Below are 19,549 nucleotides of genomic sequence, written 5' to 3'. Positions count from 1 at the left end.
AGTGTGCCGCAGCCGGCCCGTCGCCCGGGCCGCAGGGCGTCAGCGCGCCGGCTGCTGGCGGCGGCGCCAGGCCACGGCCGCCAGCCCGCCGGCCATCAGCGCCAGCGTGCCGGGCTCGGGCACCGCGGGCAGGAAGGTGTAGGTGATGGTGGCCGTGGCGTCGGCGTCCCACAGCATCTTCGTGAAGCTCACGCCACCGCCGTCGCCGAAGGCGCCGCCGTCGTTGCCGTAGAAGCTCAGGAGGTACAGGTCCGACGCGCCGTCCTGCACGAACAGGCCCAGCAGCGCGGGGTCGGTGATGCCGCCGCTGGCGGAGTCCGAGGCGGACAGCGTGTCGCTGATCGCCGGCGTCGTTTCCAGCCGCGGGGTATAGAACGTGGGCACGGCCTGGCGCGGATTGATCAGCGCCAGCGTGTAGCTGCCACCGCCCTGCGGCACGTAGAGGTTGAAGAGTCCATCGACGCGCGCGTTGCAGCTGCCGGTGGCGCCTTCGATGCCAGCCGTGCAGGTGAGGTCCAGGTCGCGCCAGCCCGACAGCTCGAACGACACCTGCTGCAGCGTGCCCCAGGCCGGGTCGAAGAAGGGGATGTTCAGCCCCACGGTGAGCACGGTGCTGACGTCGCCGCCGCCGAAGCTGGCATCGCCGCCGGCGCCGGTGAAGACTTGCGTGAAGCTGAGGTCCGCGGCGTGCGTGGGCAGGGCCAGGGTGGCGGCGCATGCCAGGGCGGCGGCGAGGGTACGGGTGGTCATGCTGGGGATCTCCAGGGTGATGAAGGGATCGGTCAGGCGGTGGCGCCAGGGGCAGCCCGGCGCCGGCGAGCCCAAGCCAGACTGGCCAGGCCGGCCGCCAGCGTCATCCAGGTGGACGGCTCCGGCACCGGAGGCAATGGCTCGGGCAGGATGAACTCGGCGATGTCGCTGCGGATGGGAAAGCGCAGGGCACCGTCCGCGGTCAGCAGCTGGCTTTCCTTGCCGCCGAGCACCTCGGTCAGGTCGCCGGCGATGCGCCGAGCCATCTCTTCCCAGTCGTCGTGCTTCATCAGGCTCAGGCTGTTGAACGTGGCCCAGGCCTGGCGCGCGAACTCCGGCTCCTCGGTGGCCACGTGGTCGCGGATCTCCTGCAGCATCAGCTGCAGGATGCTGGCCTGGCCCAGCGGCTGCGTGGTGCCGTACACGAAAGAGGTGTCGTCCGGGCGCACCGCGGCCAGGCCCATGCGCCATTCGCCCATCTTGCCGATGGAGTCATCGGCCACGAAGGCTTGCCAAACGATGACGTCCGACGGCCCAGCACCCAGGTCCAGCGTCTGCGCTTGCAGGTCCAGTTTCGCCATGAAGATCGGCGGCGCCGAAGGAATGATTTCGGACCAGCCCCAGCCCACGCTCAGGCGGTCGTAGTTCTCGCTTCGCCCGAAGTAGTGGCTCCGGGCGTCGGCGGTGATGTCGAACCAGCCCTGTTCGTCGACATCGACCCCAAACACCTGAGCCAGTGGCATCTCGATGCCGGGCTGCTTGGCGAAGGAGAGCGCCTGCTGGAAGCGAGGCGACGGGGCACCGGACGCGTTGGGCAGTTGCACGTGAAACAGGCTCCAGCCAGGCATCGTCTTGTCCGTGGGCCGCGGCGCTGCGGGCTCGTCACCCGAAATCGCCGAGGAAATGGTTGCGCCGACCCAATCCACCATGGTGTCCGCGGGATCCTTCGGCAGCCCACCCGTGGCATCGATCGGCGCGGCGTGCGTCATGAACGCTCCGGTGCAGTTGCCGAAAGCTGCACCCAGGCACTGACCCAGGTTCAACGAGTAGAACCCCGGCATCAGACCCAGCGGGTTGACCAGGTTGCCCACGGCCGGTGGCACCACGATGGCCGACGGCAGGATGAGGCCTGCGGTGTCGGTTCCAGGCGGCAGCGCGATCGGCACCGAGACCTGAGCCTGGACGACTGGGCCGTACAACCCGGCGGCCAGCACGGCAGCCTGCAGGAGCCTCGCCCAAACGGAACCGGCCTGTCGGCGAGAGCGCGAACGGACTGCAGCGGGGGCGGTGGCCATGGGCGGCGTTCTCCGGTGATGTGTTGACCGGATTTCACCTGCCCAGGCGTTCCCCAGGCGTTGCAAACGGGGCGGCCGGCGAACGCCGAAGCAGCCCGCCCCCCTGGACAGGGGGTCAGCGCGCGAGGACGGGGCCGGCCGCGAGAACACCGGCCGGGGATCGCTGGCCCCAGGCGTCACCCAGGGAGGCCACCAGCGCCTGCCGCCGCGCCTCCACGTCGACGGCACCCTGCCCCTGGCCGGCCGAACACCCGGCGGCCCAGGCCTGCCGTAGCGCCAGGGCCTCCAGCGCCGGCAACCGGGCCTCGGCGGCCAGCAGCGCCGAGACCGCCGCCGCCGTCGGTGCGGTGACGCCGCCGGCGGCCGCTTCGGCCCTCACCCGTGCCGCCCATTGCAGCGCCTTCGACTCCTCGGTGCTCGCCTGGTCGGGCGCCGTCACAGCCGCCAGCGCGCCAGTGGCGTCGCCCAGCGCCAGGAGAGCGGCGGCCTCGACGTGGCGCCGCACGTCCTGCGCCTCGAGCATGGCCATGTCCTGGCACGGGCCGAGCGCTGCCAGCTGGGCCACCGCCGCGGCCGGGTCGCCCTGCAGCAGCGTCCACCACGCGCGCTTGGCCACCACCAGCGGCCGGTGGTGTCCGTCACGGTCGCCGTCGCAGAGCCGTTCGGCGTCGGTGAGCAGTTCACCCGCGCGTGTGAGATCGCCGGTCAGCAGCAGCAGGTCGACCACAAGCTGCCGAGCACCGACCTGCCAGTAGAGCTCGGTGCAGCGGTCGGCGTGGGCCAGCACGGCCGGGATCATGGCCAGCGCCGCACCGACCTCGCCGCGCAGGGCCCGGCAGTAGTAGCGGGCCTGCAGGAAGGCGCCCTCGGCCTCCAGGCTCTCGTACAGCGGGGACAGCGCCTCACCCTCGTCGAGGCAGGCCACGGCACGGTCGACCTCGCCGCGCTGGGTGTGGATCTTGACGAGGTTGAGGAGTGCACCTCGCTGCACCGGCACGCTGCCGACTTGCGCGGCGTGGGTGCGGGCCCGCTCGAGCACGGCCACCGCCTCGTCGAAGCGGCCCAGGTGCAGCAGCGCGGCCCCACGCATGAACAGCGCGCGGGCCAGTGGCTCCTGGGCCCCCAGCACCGTCTGCACGCGCACCGCCTTGTCCAGCCAGCCCGAGGCCTCGGCGAACGCGCCCTGGTACAGCGCGGCACGTCCCAGTGCGGTGAGCACGCGGCCGCGCACCGCGGTCGGCCCAGGCGGCAGCGCCGCCAGTGCCGCTCGCAGTGCGTCGGCCGCCTCGGCCAGCCGCCCCTGGCGCATGAAGACGTCAGCACGCACCTCCAGGGCCTCGCCCTGCTGCAGTGGCGCCAGCAGGTCGTCGTCGAGCAGCCCATCGACGGTGGCCAGTGCCGCGTCGCCCCGGTTGCTGCAGGCCTGGTGCTCGGCACGCGACAGGGCCACGGCGACCGCGCCGGCGCCGTCGCCGGCCGCCAGCGCGGCCTCTTCGGCGGCATCGAACGCGGCATCGGCCTCGGCGTTGCGGCTGGCGCGTTGCAGCAGGCGGGCGCGCCGCATCTGTACGGTCAGGCGGTCGGCAGCCGAGCTGGCCTGGGCCAGTGCTGCGGTGAGGTGTGTCAGGGCATCGTCGTGTGCCGACACCGCGGCGGCGGCATCGGCCGCGGCCAGCCGCGCCTGCAGCGCGCGCTGAGCCTCCCCGGCAGCTTCCAGGTGCTGCGCCAGGCGGGCCGGTGTGCCGCCCTGGCGTTCCAGGGCCTGGGCCAGCCGCCGGTGCAGCAGCCGCCGCCGCTCGGCGCCGAGCCCTTCAGCCAGGGTCTGGGCCACGAGGTCGTGGGCGAAGGACAGCAGGCCGTCGCCGCCGGCCACCAGCACCCGCTGGTCGCAGGCCTGTTCGACGGCCTGGACGGCCTCCAGTGCCGACAGCGCGGTGGTGCCGTCCAGGTCCTCGAGCCGGAACGGCAGGCCGGTCAGGCTGGCCGCTTCCAGCAGACGCCGCGTGGCCGCGTCCAGGCGGTCCAGACGCGCCAGGATGGCGTCGCGAACGGTCGGCGGCAGCGGCAGGGCGTCGTCCTGGCCGTGGCCGACGGTGCCGGTGGGCCACTGGCGCAGCGTCTCGAGGATGAAGAACGGGTTGCCCCCCGTGGCCCGCTGCAGTCGGCCAGCGAATCCTTCGCCAGCCCGAGCGGCCTGATCCGGGACCATCCAACCCAGCAGTTCCCGAGTGGCGCCGGCGTCCAGCGGCGGCACGTCGATGGTTTCGGCCTGGCCGGCACGCTGGGCGCGCAGCAGCGCATCACGTTGCGCCACGGAGGTGTCGGCATCGCGCGCGATCACCAGCAGCGCCAAGCCGGCACTGGCCTGGCCCGGCCAGGGCCCGGCGTCGGGTCGGCCGACCCAGAAGTCCTGCGACGCACGATCGGCCAGGTGCCAGTCGTCGAGCACCACGGTGGCCAGGCTGGCCGGCCAGGTCTGGCGCAGCGCGAGTGCCAGGGCCGCCTGCAGTCGGGCGCGGTCGGCGTCGGTGTCGAGCGCGGCGCCAGAGGTCCCAAGCTCGGGCAGCAGATGGGCCAGCACGCTGGCAGCCCAGGCGGGCAGTTCCAGCGCGCCCGGCCCGCCGGGCGCGGCGCGCAGGGCCCGAATCGCCGGAGCGTAGGGCACCTGCGCATCACCCGGCCGGGCCTGCAGCGTCCAGCTGGGGCCACGCACCGCCACGGCCTCGGCCGCCAGGCGGGTCTTGCCGACCCCGGCTTCACCGACCAGCCAGACCGTGCGCCCGCCCGCCAGCGACGCCGCCAGGCGACGCAGCAGGCCGTCGCGGCCCACCAGCGGCAAAGCCCCAGGCAGGCGCGGCGCCGCCGGCGACGGGGCAGGCGGCGTGGCCTCATGGCGGCTGCCGACGCGGATGTCCTCGGCCAGGCACAGCGTTTCCGGCATCGGCCGCAGGCCCAGTTCCTGGCCCAGCTGGCGTCGGCAGCGCTCGAAGAGCTTCAGGGCCGCCTCGCGTTCGCCGAGCCGGGCATGCAGCCGCATGGCGGCCCGCACATGCGCCTCCTGGGGCAGGTCGACCTCGAGCAGCCGGAGCTGGCACACCAGGGCCTCGCGCCAGTGCCCAGCGGCCTCGTGCAGCGACACCTGGGCTTCCACCGCCTCGCGGAACCGCTGGGCCAGCCGCTCGCGCCAGCTCGTGACCCAGGACGCGAGCAGGTCGGCATCGCGGCCATGACGGCCGTCCAGCAAGGGCCCGCCGTACAGGCGCAGCGCGGCTGCCAGATCGCCCTGGGCCAGCGCCTCTTCGAAGCGGCCGACATCGGTGACCACGACGGATCGCAAGGCGACGCGATCGCCAGCATCGGCCAGCATGTCTTCCAGCCCTGCTTCGCGCAGACGGTGCAGTTCGCGCCGGAGGTTGCGCCGAGCCGTGCCATGGTCGAGGTCCGCCCAGAAGAGCCCGGCCAGACGCTCCCGGCTGCTGGGGCCTTCCAGCGACACATACGCCAGAAGGCAAAGCACCTTGCGGGACACCGCGTGCACGGCGCCCGACGGGCCGATGACCTGCGGTGTGCCCAGCAGGTGGAGTTCGAACGTGGCGGTGCCCAGGGCCGCGTCGGCCCGCGCCCCCGTCGATGCCGAAGGTGCCGAACCGGCGGTCCTAGGGGTCATGGCCGCGTCGTTTGCGCTCATGCCCGTTGCCTGCCCGCCAACGCCGCCGGCCACCTAGGTGCCGGAATGCGCGTCGAAACGCGCCTGTTCCTGCAACCTGAGCACCCGGCGTTGCACCTTGCCGGTGGTCGTCATCGGCAGCGCGTCGATGAACTCGATCTCCTTCGGGTACTCGTAGGGCGCCAGGCGGCCGCGCACGTGCTGCTGCAGCGACGCCACGAGCGCATCGTCGCCCACGAAGCCAGGCGCCAGCACCACGTAGGCCTTGACCACGGCCCCTCGCTCGGCGTCGGGCTTGGGCACCACGGCGGCATTGGCAACCGCCGGGTGCTTGACCAGGCAGTTCTCCACCTCGCTGGGGCCGATGCGGTAGCCGGCGGCCTTGAACATGTCGTCGCTGCGGCCCTGGTACCAGAGGTAGCCGTCGGCATCCATCACCGCGGTGTCGCCGGTGCGGCACCAGCTGTCACCGGGGTCGCCGGTGTACTTGGCCCGGGTGGCCGGATCGTTGTGCCAGTAGCCGAGGAAGAACACGGGGTCGGGATGGCCATGCACGTCACGCCTGTGCACAGCCACGTCGCCCGGGGTGCCACGTGGGCACTCTTTGCCTTCGTCGTCGATCACCGCCACCCGGTGCCCGGGGTAGGGCCGCCCCATGCTGCCCGGCCGCGCCGGCCAGTGCAGCGCGCAGTTGCCGACCACGTAGTTGATCTCGGTCTGCCCGAACATCTCGTTGAGGGTGACGCCCAGCGCGTCGCGTGTCCACACGAAGACAGCATCGCCCACCGCCTCGCCGGCACTCATGATGGCGCGCAGGCGCAGCTTCCAGCGCCGGCGCGGTTCGGGCTCGGCCTTCATCATGGCCTTCAGCGCGGTGGGGAACAGGAAGCTGTGCGTGACCTTGTAGCGCTGCATCAGCGCAAAGGCCGCATCGGGCGTGAAGCGCCCCTGCCAGGCGACGATGGGGCGGCCGAAGTACAGCACCGGCAACAGCGCGTCCATCAGGCCGCCGGTCCAGGCCCAGTCCGCCGGGGACCAGAACACCGGCGCGTCGTCACGCTGCTGGCCGCGGGCCGGCGTGTGCGGGTACCAGTTCTGGCTGCAGACGAAGCCGGTGAGGTTGCCGATCAGGGCCCGGTGCGGGATCAGCGCGCCCTTCGGTGGCCCGGTGGTGCCGCTGGTGTAGATCAGCACCGCCGGGTCGTCGGCGGCCGTGCGTACCGCGGTGCGCCGTGGGCGGACGGCGGCCAGGGCGTCGTCCCAGTCCAGGTCGCCCCGCCCTGCCGCCGCGCCGACGGCCAGCACGGTCTCGAGGCCGGGGCAGTCCGCGCGCGCTGCGGTCAGGTTGTCGACCGCGGTCTCGTCGACGATCGCCAGGCGCGCGCCGCTGTCGTTGAGCCGGAAAGCCAGCGCCTCCGGCCCGAAGAGCATGGACAGCGGCATCGCCACCGCGCCGAGCCGGTACACCGCCATGTGTGCCACGGCGGTCTCCACCCGCTGCGGCATCACGATGGCGACGCGGTCGCCGCGGCGCACGCCGCGCGCCGCCAGCACGGCGGCCAGACGCTCGCTGCCGACCTGCAGCTGCGCATAGGTCAGGCGCCCGCGCCGGCCGTCCTCGCGCGCCCAATGGATGGCCACCGCGTCGGGCGTGCGCCGGGCCCAGCGGGCACAGCAGGCCTCGGCGATGTTGAAGTGTCTGGGTACCTGCCAATGGAAGCCGGCGTGCAGTTCCGCATAGCGGTCCGGACCCTGGCCGGCGCCACGGCCCGTTGCGTTCGGGGCCGGCATGGCGTTCAAGCGGCCAACGCCGTCAAGGCATCACCGGTGACCCGGCAGATGCGCCAGTCGGGCATCACGGTGGCCCCCATGCGCTCGTAGAAACCGATGGCCGCCGTGTTCCAGTCGAGCACGCTCCACTCGAATCGACCACAACCGCGGGCCACGGCCAGTGCCGCCAGGTGCCTGAGCAGGGCCTTGCCGAGACCGGCGCCCCGGTGGGCCGGCTGCACGTACAGGTCCTCCAGGTACAGCCCGGGCCGTCCGAGGAAGGTGGAGTAGTTGGTGAAGAACAGCGCGAAGCCCACGACGGCGCCGTCGGCCTCGGCCACCACCGCCTCGACCACCGGGCGCGGGCCGCAGAGGTGGGCCGCCAGGCGCTCCGGGGTCACCTCGACCAGGTGCTCCAGCCGCTCGAAGACGGCGAGTTCGCGGATCAGGCCGACCAGGGCAGCGGCATCCGCAGGCTCGGCCACGCGCAGGGTGTGACGGAGATCTTCGTTCATGCGGTGATTGTGCGCCGGTCGGCTCAAGTCCTGCCGCGGGCCGCCGAAACCTGCTGCATGCCACCGCAGGCCACCACTGTCATGCACCACACGCCGCTGGACCAGGTCAAGCACCGCGTCCTGGCCGGACAGCCTTTGCCGTTCAACGTCTATCGCCCGGACACCACCCTGCTGCTGGCCCGTGGCCAGGTGGTGCAGACCGCGCAACAGATCGAGGCCCTGCTCGAGCGCGGCAGCCTGGTGGACCTGCATGAACTGCGCGCCGAGGCCTCCGTGGACGTGAGCAGCGCGCCACGCTCGGCCCTGCCGGGCCTGTGGCGCGACAGCATGCAGCGCGTGGGCGAGGCGCTTCTGCGCCCACCGGGCGTCGGTTTCCGCAGCGCGCTGGACGACGCTGCGGCGCCGCTGCAGCAGCTGATCGAGCGCGACCCGGACCTGGCCATCTTTCAGGTGCTGCGCCAGGAAGGCAACGCCCGGACGCAGTACGGCCTGACCCACTCGGTGCACGCGGCCATCGTCGCCCGCCTGGTCGCCGGCCGCCTGGGCTGGAGCACGGACGAACTGGCGCGCGTGTTCAAGGCGGCGCTGACGATGAACCTCGGCATGCTCGAACTGCAGGGCGAACTCGCCGAGCAGCTGGCGCCCCCCACGGCCGCCCAGCGCGAGCGCATCCGCGAGCATCCACGCGTGAGCCGCCAGATGCTGGAGTTGTCGGGCGTCTCCGACGAGACCTGGTTGCGCGCAGTCGAGGAACACCACGAGGAACGCGACGGATCGGGCTACCCTGCCGGCCTGCGCGAGCCCTGCGAGCTGGCCACCCTGCTGCACCGCGCCGATGTCTACAGCGCCAAGCTCAGCAGCCGCGCCACGCGCGAGGCCGAGGCGGCGGACAAGGCCGGCCGGGAGATCTTCATGCAGGACCCGGGGCACCCGGTCTGCGCCGCGCTGGTGAAGGAGTTCGGTGTCTATCCGCCCGGATGTTTCGTCGCGCTGGCCTCCGGCGAAACCGGCGTGGTGGTCAAGCGCGGACCGACCGTGATGACCCCCATCGTTGCCGCGCTCACCAACGCCTACGGCTCCCCGCTGCGCGAGCCGGTGCGCCGCGAGACGATGATGCCGCTGCATGCCATCGTCGGTGTGCTGCCGGCGCGACAGATGCGCGCGCCCGTGGCGCTCGAGAAGCTGGTCACGCTGGTCGATTGACCACCGGTACGCCTGTCGGTCGCCTTCGCCTGTCACGCTGTGGACAGGCGTCCATGCCGTCGGCGGCTACAGTGCCGGCGTGAACGCCCCCGAGACGCTGCCCTACCAGCCACTGCGGCCCGCCCGCTCCAGCCACGTTGCCCTGCGCGGCCTGCGCTACCACCTGCTGAGCTGGGGGGATCCGGCGGACGCGACACCGGATGCGCCGACCCTGGTGATGGTGCATGGCTGGATGGACGTCGGCGCCTCCTTCCAGTTCGTCGTCGACGCGCTGCAGGCCCTGGGCGACCGGCCACGCCACATCGTCGCGCCGGACTGGCGCGGCTTCGGGCTCAGCGACAGCTCGGGCAGCGACAGCTACTGGTTCCCCGACTACCTGGGTGACCTCGACGCGCTGCTGGCGCAGGTCAGCCCGGCGCAGCCCGTGGACCTGCTGGGTCACAGCATGGGCGGCAACGTCGTGATGAGCTACGCCGGCGTGCGGCCGCAACATGTCCGCCGCCTGGTGAACCTGGAGGGTTTCGGCCTGCCGAGCACCCGGCCCGAAGACACGCCCGGACGCCTGGCCACCTGGCTGGACGAACTGGCCCGCCCCGCGTCCCTGAAGGACTACGCCAGCGTCGACGACGTCGTGGCCCGGTTGCGCACCAACAACCCGAGGCTGCCACTCGCCCGCGCCGCCTGGCTGGCCCGCCAGTGGGCGCGGCCGGACGCGCAGGGCCGCTGGCAGGTGCTGGGTGACCCGGCCCACAAACGCACCAACCCCGTGCTCTACCGGGTCGACGAGGTGCTGGCCACCTGGCGCGCCATCACCGCACCGCTGCTGTGGGTGCAAGGCGCCGACACCAACGTCGACGCCTGGTGGCGCGGCCGCTACAGCCGCGAGGAGTTCGCCCGCCGGCTGGACGTGGTGCCCGATTGCCGGCGCGTCACGTTGCCCGACGCCGCGCACATGCTGCACCACGACCAGCCCGAGGCGCTGGCGGCCGCCCTGCTCGCCTTTCTCTGACCCCCGCGTTCATGGGGGTGCTCGCGCGAAAGGCCTGGCCTGGGCGCAGGAATGGACGGGCGAGGGTTGACCCGGCTTGCCAGACCCCTAAACTGCGTCGAACAGGTTTTTCTCGGGAGTGCGCCATGACGTTGTCCTTTGCCTTGCGCCCCTTGGCGGCGGCAGCCTTGCTCGCGGCCGGTGCTGCCCACGCCGCGGTCGACGTGTACAACGACGAGGCCAGCTTCCTGGCGGCCATCGGCAACTACGCCACCGACACCTTCGACGACCTCATCCCCGGTGATCCCTACGATGGCCCGCTGGTGCGCAGCGCCGGTGACGTCGGCTACACCGTGTCCACTGCGCCGACCAGCCCGATCCTCTATGGCGCCGGCACCCCGGGTGACGCCTGGCTGTCCAGCAACAACGCGGCCGACTTCATCATCTTCGAAGGCTTCTCGACGCCGATCTACGCCATCGGCGCCTATGCCTTCGGTTCCGACATCGCCGGCGCGTTCAAGGGCACCGGCCTGACGGCCGCCCGCGTCACCACGGCCGAAGGCCAGACGGTGGACTTCACCTTCCGCGCCGGGGTCGACAACTACTTCGGCTTCGTGTCCACCACCGCGATCACGATGTTCGAGATCAAGACGTTCTACGGTGAGCGCAACGTCACCTGGCCGACGGTGGACGACCTCACCGTGGCCGCGGTGCCGGAACCCGGCACCTACGCCATGCTGCTGGCCGGTCTGGCGGCCGTGGGTTTCGTGGCCCGTCGCCGCAGCCACTGACGCGTCCTCATCCCAGCCGGACGGCGCCTGCGGGCGCCGTTTGTCTTGGTGCCATGCGAAAATCGCAGGCTGTCCCGAATCACGGACCTGTCATGGACAACGAACAGATCAACCTCATCGGCACCCGACTGGCCGACCTCTCAGCGCGCACCGACGCGCTAAGGGGGTATCTTTGACTACGACCGCAAGGCCCTGCGCCTGAACGAGGTCAATGCGGCGCTCGAGAACCCGGCCATCTGGAACGAGCCCAAGCGCGCGCAGGAACTCGGCCGCGAGAAGAAGACGCTGGAGACCGTGGTCGAGACCATCGACCACCTGGCCACCAACCTGGCCGACAACTCCGAGCTCTACGAGATGTCGAAGGCCGAGGGCGACGAGGACGGCCTGCAGGCCATCGACGCCGAGGCCGACGCGCTGGAAAAGGCGGTCGAGGAACTCGAGTTCCGCCGGATGTTCAACAACCCGGCCGACCCCGGCAACTGCTTCATCGACATCCAGGCCGGCGCCGGCGGCACCGAGGCCTGCGACTGGGCGCAGATGCTGCTGCGCCAGTACCTCAAGTACTGCGAGCGCAAGGGCTTCAAGGCCGAGGTGCTGGAAGAGAGCGAGGGCGACACCGCCGGCATCCGCAGCGCGACGCTGAAGGTCGAGGGCGACTACGCCTTCGGCCATCTGCGCACCGAAACGGGCGTGCACCGCCTGGTGCGCAAGAGCCCCTTCGACAGTGCCGGCGGCCGCCACACCAGCTTCGCCAGCCTCTTCGTCTACCCCGAGGTCGACGACACGATCGAGATCGACATCAACCCGGCCGACGTGCGCACCGACACCTTCCGCGCCAGCGGCGCGGGTGGCCAGCACATCAACAAGACCGACTCGGCCGTGCGTCTGACGCACATGCCCACCGGCATCGTCGTGCAGTGCCAGAACAGCCGCAGCCAGCACAGCAACCGTGACGAGGCCTGGCGCGTGCTGCGCGCGCGCCTGTATGAGCACGAGATGCGAAAGCAGCGCGAAGCCCAGCAGAAGCTCGAGGACAGCAAGACCGACGTCGGCTGGGGCCACCAGATCCGCAGCTACGTGCTGGACCAGAGCCGCATCAAGGACCTGCGCACCAACGTCGAGATCTCCAACACCCAGAAGGTGCTGGACGGCGACCTCGACCCCTTCATCACGGCCAGCCTCAAACAGGGGCTGTGACCTGCCCGGAGACATCCCACCCATGAAAGAAGGCACCGCCACGGTGGTGCGGCGCGAGGACTACGCGCCGCCCGCCTACTGGATCCGCGAGGTCGAGCTCACGTTCGACCTCGACCCGGCCAAGACCATCGTCGCCAGCCGGCTGCACATCGAACGCAACGCCAGCGGCCCCGGTGGCCCCCTGGTGCTGCACGGCGAGGACCTGAACCTGCTGCGCGTGCAGGCCGATGGCCAGAGCGTGTCGTTCCGTCACGAGGACAACCTGCTGGTGATCGACCAGCCCCCGGTGGCCGAACGCTTCGTGCTCGAGGTGCGCAACACCTGCGCGCCGGCCAAGAACACCCAGCTCAGCGGCCTGTACGAGAGCGGCAGCGGCCTGTTCACCCAGTGCGAGGCCGAGGGCTTCCGCCGCATCGCCTTCTTCCTCGACCGGCCCGACGTGATGGCCGTGTTCAAGGTCACGCTGCGCGCCGACAAGCGCCGTTACCCCACGCTGCTGAGCAATGGCAACCTGCTCGAGCAGGGTGAACTCGACGGCGGCCGGCACTTCGCCGTCTGGCACGACCCCTTCCCCAAGCCCAGCTACCTGTTCGCGCTGGTGGCGGCTGACCTGGTGGCGCGCGAGCAGCGCATCGTCGCCCGCAACGGCCGTGAGCACCTGCTGCAGATCTATGTCAATCGCGGCGATCTCGGCCGCACCGAGCACGCGATGGCCTCGCTGATGGCGTCGGTGGTCTGGGACGAAGCCCGCTTCGGCCTGCCGCTGGACCTGGAGCGCTTCATGGTCGTCGCCGTCGACGACTTCAACATGGGGGCCATGGAGAACAAGGGCCTCAACATCTTCAACACGAAGTACGTGCTGGCCGACGCCGCCACCGCCACCGACGATGACTTCTTCGACATCGAGAGCGTCATCGGCCACGAGTACTTCCACAACTGGACGGGCAACCGCATCACCTGCCGCGACTGGTTCCAGCTGTCGCTCAAGGAAGGCCTCACGGTCTTCCGCGACCAGGAGTTCAGCATGGACATGGCGGGCGACGAGAGCGCTCGCGCCGTGCAGCGCATCGAGGCGGTGGCCAACCTGCGCCGGTCGCAGTTCGCCGAGGATGCGGGTGCCATGGCGCACCCGGTGCGCCCGGACACCTACGCCGCGATCGACAACTTCTACACCGCCACCGTCTACGAGAAGGGCGCCGAGGTCGTGCGCATGATGCACACCCTCGTTGGCCGTGACGGCTTTGCGCGTGGCATGAAGCTCTACTTCGAGCGCCACGACGGGCAGGCCGTGACCTGCGATCACTTCGCCCAGGCCATCGCCGATGCGAACCCCGGCAGCGCGCTGTCCGAGCACCTGGACGTCTTCAAGCGCTGGTATGCGCAGGCCGGCACGCCGCGCCTGCACGCGCGCGGCCAGTGGGACGCCGAGACACGCCGCTACACGCTGACCCTGCGCCAGGACAACCCGCCCTCCCCTGGGCAGGCGAACAAGCTGCCGCAGCTGATCCCGGTGCAGGCCGCGCTGCTGACCCCCGACGGACACGAGCTGGCGCAGCGCATGCTGGTGCTGACCGAGGCCGAGCAGCGCTTCGTCTTCGACGGGATCGACAGCGCACCGGTGCCGTCGCTGCTGCGCGGCTTCTCGGCCCCGGTGGTCCTCGACGACGGCCTGGACGACGAGGGATTGCTGGTGCTACTGAAGCACGACGCCGATGCCTTCAACCGCTGGGAAGCAGGCCAACGCCTGGCGCTGCGCCGCGTGCTGGCCGCGTTGCCCGGCACGGACGCTCCGGTTCTGGATGCTGCCTTCATCGAGGCCATGCGCGCCGTGCTGAACGACGGCACGCTGCACCCGGCCTTCCGCGCCCTGGCCCTGACCCTGCCCGACGAGGCCTACATCGCCGAACAGGTGAGCCCGGTCGACCCGGCGCGCATCCACGCCGTACGCGAAGCGATGCTCGACCAGCTGGCGGCTGCGCTGCAACCCGACTGGCAGCGCGCCTGGGCGGCGAACCAGGTGCGCGAAGGCTATCGCCCGACGCCGCTGCAGGCGGGCATGCGGGCCCTGGCCAACCGCGCCCTGGCCATGCTGGTTCGCCAGGCGGTGGCCAGTGGCGACCCGGTCTGGCCCGGCCGCGCCTACCAGCGCGTGAAGGACGCCACCAACATGACCGACCGTCAGGGTGCGCTGTGGGCCTTGATCGGCGCGCGATCGGCCCTGGCACCCCAGGCGCTGGCGCACTTCCACTCCGCTGCGCAGGGCAACGCCCTGGTGCTGGACAAGTGGTTCTCGCTGCAGGCCATGGCACCCGAGGCTCCGGGCGATGCCGGTGCCGGCGTGCTGGGCCAGGTCCGTGCGTTGCTCAAGCACCCGGACTTCTCGCTGAGGAATCCGAACCGGGCGCGCAGCCTGGTCTTCGCGCTGTGCATGGGCAACCCGGCCGCCTTCCACCGCATCGACGCCGCCGGCTACGTGTTCTGGGCCGAGCAACTGCTGGCCCTGGACGTGATGAACCCGCAGCTCGCTGCGCGCCTGGCGCGTGCGCTGGACCGCTGGAACGTGCTGGCCGAGCCCTGCCGCAGTGCGGCCCGCGAAGCGATTGCCCGCGTCGCGGCCAAACCTGACCTGAGCGCCGACTTGCGGGAGATCGTCACCCGCGCCCTGGAGACCGAATGATGAAACCCCCCGCTCACTTCGTTCGCGGCCCCCAAGGGGCCCAGGCCACCCTTGGGGCGGCCCGGCAGGAGGCCTGACATGCCCCGCCGCATCAGCCTCACCCAGTACCTGGTCGAACAGCAGCGCGAGCATGGCCACATCCCGGGCCAGCTGCGCCTGCTGATCGAGGTCGTCGCCCGCGCCTGCAAGCGCATCGCCATCTCGGTCAACAAGGGCGCGCTCGGCGACGTGCTGGGCACCGCCGGCAGCGAGAACGTGCAGGGCGAGGTGCAGAAGAAGCTCGACGTCATCGCCAACGAGGTGCTGGTCGAGGCCAACGAGTGGGGCGGCCACCTCGCGGCCATGGCCAGCGAGGAGATGGATTCCATCCACGTCGTGCCCAACCGCTACCCGCAGGGCGAGTACCTGCTCCTGTTCGACCCGCTGGACGGCAGCAGCAACATCGACGTCAACGTCTCCATCGGCACCATCTTCAGCGTGCTGCGCAAGCAGGGCCACACGCGCGGCGTCAGCGAGGAGGACTTCCTGCAGCCCGGCAAGCACCAGGCCGCGGCGGGCTACTGCGTCTACGGGCCGCAGACCACGCTGGTGCTCACCGTGGGCAGCGGCGTCGCGATGTTCACGCTCGACCGCGAGACCGGTTCCTGGCTGCTCACCGAAGAAGGCGTGCAGATCCCCGAGGACACCAAGGAGTTCGCGATCAACATGTCGAACATGCGCCACTGGGCACCGCCGGTGAAGCGCTACATCGACGAGTGCCTGCAGGGCAAGGAAGGCCCTCGCGGCAAGGACTTCAACATGCGCTGGGTGGCCAGCATGGTGGCCGACGTGCACCGCATCCTCACGCGCGGTGGCGTCTTCATGTACCCCTGGGACCAGCGCGAACCGGACAAGCCGGGCAAGCTGCGCCTGATGTACGAGGCCAACCCGATGGCCTTCCTCGTAGAGCAGGCCGGTGGCCGGGCGACCAACGGGCACGAGCGCATCCTGGACATCGTGCCGAAGAAGCTGCACGAACGCGTGAGCGTGATGCTGGGCTCGCGCCACGAGGTCGAGCGCGTGACGGGTTACCACGCGGACACGCCTGCCTGATCCTTCGGCCTGAACCATTGGTTGCATGGCAGGCTATACTTGCGGGCTTGGCCGGTGTAGCTCAGTTGGTAGAGCAGCGCATTCGTAATGCGAAGGTCGGGAGTTCGACTCTCTTCACCGGCACCAACCTCCGTGGAAAGCCTGCCCGTCGCGCTGCGACCGGCGGGCTTTTTCACGTTTGGCGGCTGCTGGGCTGCGCTGCACACAGCCACTCTGGCCTACAGTGGGCGCCATGAACACCTCCAGCGTCGCCCTGTCCGGCATGGCCGCTGCGCAGCAGCGCCTGCAGGCGCACGCACACAACCTGGCCAACGGGGGCACCGAGGGTTTCCGCCGCAGCATGGTCGCGCAGACCGAGACTGCCTCGGGCGGAACCACGGCCACCTGGCAGCGCGCTGCGGCCGCGGGCCCGGACCTGGCCGCCGACATGGTGGGGCAGCTGAGCGCCAGCCACGCCTTCATGGCCAACCTGGCCGTGTTCAAGGCCGGCGACACCATGGCGGGCGCCCTGCTCGACGCCGTCGCCTGACCCGCTGGATCGGGCGCCGGCGCCACAATGCGCCGATGTCCGACGACTGCCAGATCTTCGTCCCACCTTCCTTCGTGGCCCTGTTCGTGGCTCCGGGACGGATCAAGCCGACCGCGGCACGCGAGCACATCGCCGAGCGCTACGAACTCTGCGAGGACCTGGCGCAGATGCTCCTGGAGACCGCACGAACGCAGCGCTGGTCGCTGGGCATCACCACCGCCGACACGCTGGAGCGCATCGCACGCGGCTTGCCGGTGAGCGGGCTGGATCTCAGCGAAGCCGAGACCCGCTGGGTGATGACCCGCCTGGCCGAACTGCTGGGGCCCGGCGACTGATCACACGGTCCACGACGCCGGCGCCGCCGCGTCGATGCCGTACCGGCCGACGGCAGCAGCCACGTGCTGCGGGGCCACGGCCTGCAGCGCGGCGAGCACGACATGCCAGCGGTCGACCTCGAAGAAGCGACGCAGCTCCGCCCGTGTGTCGCTGCGCCCGAAGCCGTCGGTGCCCAGGATGGTCATGGGCGCCGCCAGGTGCGGTGCGATCAGCCCCGGCCACGCGCGCACCCAGTCGCTCACCGCCACCACCGGCGCCGCGCCGGGCAGCAGGCGTGCCAGCTGCGTGGGCACGCCCGGCGTACCGGGCTGCAGACGCGCCGCGCGTTCGGCGGCGCGTGCCTCCCGGGCCAGCTCGGCGTAGCTGGTGGCGCTGAACACCTCGGCGTCGACGCCCCAGTCTTCGCGCAGCAGGTCGGCCGCGGCCAGGGCCTCGACCAGCAGCGTGCCCGAGCCCAGCAGCCGCACCGGGGCCGCACGGCCGTCCGCCACCGCCCGCACACGGCGCAGGCCGCGCAGCACGTCGGCCGCGTCGCCGGCCGGCAGCGACGGCTGGGCGTGGTTCTCGTTCATCAGCGTCAGGTAGTGGAAGACGTCGCGCCGCTCGACCAGCATCTCCTGCATGCCGTGGTGCACGATGACCGCCATCTCGCCGGCGGTGGCCGGGTCCCAGACGCGGCAGTTGGGCACCTGCGCGGCCACCAGCAGGCTGTGCCCATCCTGGTGCTGCAGGCCCTCGCCGCCCAGCGTGGTGCGGCCGGCCGTGGCACCGAGGAGGAAACCGCGCGCGCGCTGGTCGGCCGCGGCCCAGATCTGGTCGCCCACACGCTGGAAGCCGAACATCGAGTAGTAGATGTAAAACGGAAGCATCGGCTCGCCGTGCACGCTGTGGCTGGTGGCCGCGGCCGTCCAGCTGGCCAGGGCGCCCGCCTCGCTGATGCCCTCCTCCAGGATCTGGCCGTCGCGCGCCTCGCGGTAGGCCAGCACGGAGCCGATGTCCTCAGGTTCGTACTGCTGGCCCGATCGGCTGTAGATGCCCACCTGGCGGAACAGGTTGGCCATGCCGAAGGTGCGCGCCTCGTCGGCCACGATGGGCACCACGCGCGGGCCCAGCACCGGGTCCTTCAGCAGCGCACCCAGCAGGCGCACGAAGGCCATCGTGGTGCTCATCTCCTTGCCGTCGGCGTCCAGCGCGAAGCCGGCGATGTCGGGCAGCGCCGGCACCGGCAGGGCGGGTGCGTCGGCGCGGCGCTGCGGGATCGCACCGCCCAGCGCGTCGCGCCGGGCCCGCAGGTAGGCCATCTCCGGCGCGTCGTCGGCGGGGCGGTAGAAGGCCAGCGCCTCGGTCTGCGCATCATCCAGCGGCAGTGCGAAACGGTTGCGGAAGGCGATCAGGTCCTCGCGATCGAGCTTCTTCTGCTGGTGCGTGGTCATGCGGCCCTGGCCAGCCTGACCCATGCCGTAGCCCTTCTTGGTCTGCGCCAGCACCACCACCGGCCGGCCGTCGCCACGCACCGCGGCGGCGTAGGCAGCGTGGATCTTCACCAGGTCGTGCCCGCCGCGCTTGAGGCGGTCGATCTGCTCATCGGTCAGCCCCTGGGCCAGCGCAGCCAGCGCCGGGTCCTGGCCGAAGAAGTGCTCGCGGTTGTAGCGGCCGTCCTTGGCGGCGAAGGTCTGGAACTGGCCATCCACCGTGTGCGCGAAGGCACGCCGCAGCGCACCGTCACGGTCGCGCGCGAAGAGACCATCCCAGTCGCTGCCCCAGACGAGCTTGATGACGCGCCAGCCGGCACCCTCGAACAGCGCCTCCAGTTCATCGACGATGCGGCCATTGCCGCGCACCGGCCCGTCCAGCCGCTGCAGGTTGCAGTTGATCACCCAGACCAGGTTGTCCAGGCCCTCGCGCGCGGCGAGCGTCAGCGCGCTCATGCTCTCGGGCTCGTCCATCTCGCCGTCGCCGAACACGCCCCAGACGCGGCGGCCGGCGGTGTCGGCGATGCCGCGGTGGGCCAGGTAGCGCATGAAGCGCGCCTGGTAGATGCTGCTGATCGGGCCGATGCCCATCGAACCGGTGGGGAACTGCCAGAAGTCCGGCATCAGCCAAGGGTGCGGGTAGCTCGACAGGCCCCGCGCGCCCCGGCGCGGCGCGCTGAGTTCCTGCCGGTAGTGCGCCAGGTCGGCCTCGGTCAGCCGCCCCTCCAGGAAGGCCCGCGCGTACACGCCCGGCGCCGAGTGCGGCTGCCAGAACACCAGGTCGCGGGCGTGGAAGAAGTGGTTGAAGCCGACCTCGAACAGGTCGGCCGCGCTGGCGTAGCTGGCGATGTGGCCACCGAGTTCGCCATGCGCCTGGTTGGCGCGCACCACCATCGCCAGCGCGTTCCAGCGCATCAGCGACGCCAGCCGCTCCTCGATGGCCAGGTCGCCGGGGAAGTGCGGCTGGCGCTCGGGCGGGATCGTGTTGACGTAGGGCGTGCCCCGCGGGGGATGCCAGCCGATCGCGGGTTCGCGTGCATCGGCCGCCAGCAGATCCATCACCTGCCGCACGCGCGCCGGTCCGGCATGGGCCAGCAATGCCTGCAGGGCGTCGCGCCACTCCTGGAGTTCCTGCGGGTCGGCGTCGGGTGGGGTGCTCATGTCCATGTCGGGACTGTAGCGGCGCCCTTGCGCGCCGATGACGCGGTCGGTTTCAGGGTCTTCACCATCGATTCACAGACCGGGCCTACCGTGCACGACATGGATG

The 19,549-nt window shown here is 71.2% G+C and carries 14 protein-coding genes and 1 tRNA gene; 9 read left to right on the top strand and 6 right to left on the bottom strand.

Annotated features, from left to right (window positions below):
* Positions 1-39: 39 nt before the first annotated feature.
* The 5 genes from ENE75_RS04445 to ENE75_RS04425 form a co-directional block, all read right to left on the bottom strand.
* Positions 40-750 (bottom strand): choice-of-anchor E domain-containing protein, encoded by a 711-nt coding sequence (locus ENE75_RS04445; protein ID WP_128195985.1) that lies wholly within the window; start codon positions 748-750, stop codon positions 40-42.
* 32 nt (positions 751-782) lie between these two features.
* Positions 783-2,045 carry a PEP-CTERM sorting domain-containing protein gene (locus ENE75_RS04440; protein ID WP_128195983.1) on the bottom strand — a complete coding sequence of 421 codons (1,263 nt, stop codon included), beginning with the start codon at positions 2,043-2,045 and terminating at the stop codon, positions 783-785.
* Between the two features lie 115 nt (positions 2,046-2,160).
* A complete protein-coding gene (locus tag ENE75_RS04435) occupies positions 2,161-5,712 on the bottom strand; it encodes an ATP-binding protein (protein WP_158288857.1) in 3,552 nt (1,183 codons plus the stop codon).
* Between the two features lie 54 nt (positions 5,713-5,766).
* On the bottom strand, positions 5,767-7,503 hold the full coding sequence (locus tag ENE75_RS04430; protein WP_128195979.1) for an acetate--CoA ligase: 1,737 nt from the start codon (positions 7,501-7,503) through the stop codon (positions 5,767-5,769).
* Between the two features lie 5 nt (positions 7,504-7,508).
* Positions 7,509-7,997, bottom strand: a complete 489-nt coding sequence (locus ENE75_RS04425) for a GNAT family N-acetyltransferase (protein WP_128195976.1) — start codon at positions 7,995-7,997, stop codon at positions 7,509-7,511.
* An 81-nt stretch (positions 7,998-8,078) separates the two neighbouring features.
* On the opposite strand from ENE75_RS04425, the gene ENE75_RS04420 reads away from it, so the two are divergent.
* From ENE75_RS04420 to ENE75_RS04380, 9 genes are all read left to right on the top strand, one after another.
* Entirely contained in the window at positions 8,079-9,200 is a 1,122-nt protein-coding gene (locus ENE75_RS04420; protein ID WP_128195974.1) for an HD-GYP domain-containing protein, read from the top strand.
* 79 nt (positions 9,201-9,279) lie between these two features.
* Positions 9,280-10,209, top strand: coding sequence for an alpha/beta fold hydrolase (locus ENE75_RS04415; RefSeq protein ID WP_233258913.1), 930 nt, complete (start codon positions 9,280-9,282; stop codon positions 10,207-10,209).
* A 125-nt stretch (positions 10,210-10,334) separates the two neighbouring features.
* Entirely contained in the window at positions 10,335-10,979 is a 645-nt protein-coding gene (locus ENE75_RS25225) for a PEP-CTERM sorting domain-containing protein (protein WP_233258912.1), read from the top strand.
* A 92-nt stretch (positions 10,980-11,071) separates the two neighbouring features.
* Positions 11,072-12,176 (top strand): peptide chain release factor 2 gene (gene prfB, locus ENE75_RS04405; RefSeq protein ID WP_128195969.1). Its coding sequence is split into 2 segments (ribosomal slippage): positions 11,072-11,152 and positions 11,154-12,176, totalling 1,104 coding nucleotides; the frame shifts between segments, so codons are not numbered across the junction.
* A 22-nt stretch (positions 12,177-12,198) separates the two neighbouring features.
* Complete coding sequence (pepN, locus tag ENE75_RS04400) at positions 12,199-14,853, top strand: aminopeptidase N (protein ID WP_128195967.1); 2,655 nt, start codon at positions 12,199-12,201, stop codon at positions 14,851-14,853.
* 78 nt (positions 14,854-14,931) lie between these two features.
* A complete protein-coding gene (locus tag ENE75_RS04395; protein ID WP_128195966.1) occupies positions 14,932-15,945 on the top strand; it encodes a class 1 fructose-bisphosphatase in 1,014 nt (337 codons plus the stop codon).
* A 50-nt stretch (positions 15,946-15,995) separates the two neighbouring features.
* Positions 15,996-16,071 (top strand) — tRNA-Thr (locus ENE75_RS04390).
* 106 nt (positions 16,072-16,177) lie between these two features.
* On the top strand, positions 16,178-16,474 hold the full coding sequence (locus tag ENE75_RS04385; RefSeq protein WP_128195964.1) for a flagellar basal body protein: 297 nt from the start codon (positions 16,178-16,180) through the stop codon (positions 16,472-16,474).
* 35 nt (positions 16,475-16,509) lie between these two features.
* Positions 16,510-16,809, top strand: a complete 300-nt coding sequence (locus ENE75_RS04380) for an ATPase with chaperone activity (RefSeq protein WP_128195961.1) — start codon at positions 16,510-16,512, stop codon at positions 16,807-16,809.
* Here ENE75_RS04380 and mdeB read toward each other — a convergent pair whose 3' ends face one another.
* Positions 16,810-19,449, bottom strand: a complete 2,640-nt coding sequence (gene mdeB / locus ENE75_RS04375) for an alpha-ketoglutarate dehydrogenase (protein ID WP_128195959.1) — start codon at positions 19,447-19,449, stop codon at positions 16,810-16,812. It abuts the gene before it with no gap.
* Between the last annotated feature and the right edge of the window lie 100 nt (positions 19,450-19,549).

This window comes from Rubrivivax albus (assembly GCF_004016515.1).
Classification (GTDB): domain Bacteria; phylum Pseudomonadota; class Gammaproteobacteria; order Burkholderiales; family Burkholderiaceae_C; genus Rubrivivax; species Rubrivivax albus.
Note: the sequence above shows the minus strand (reverse complement) of the source record. Positions and strands in the feature narration are given on the sequence as shown.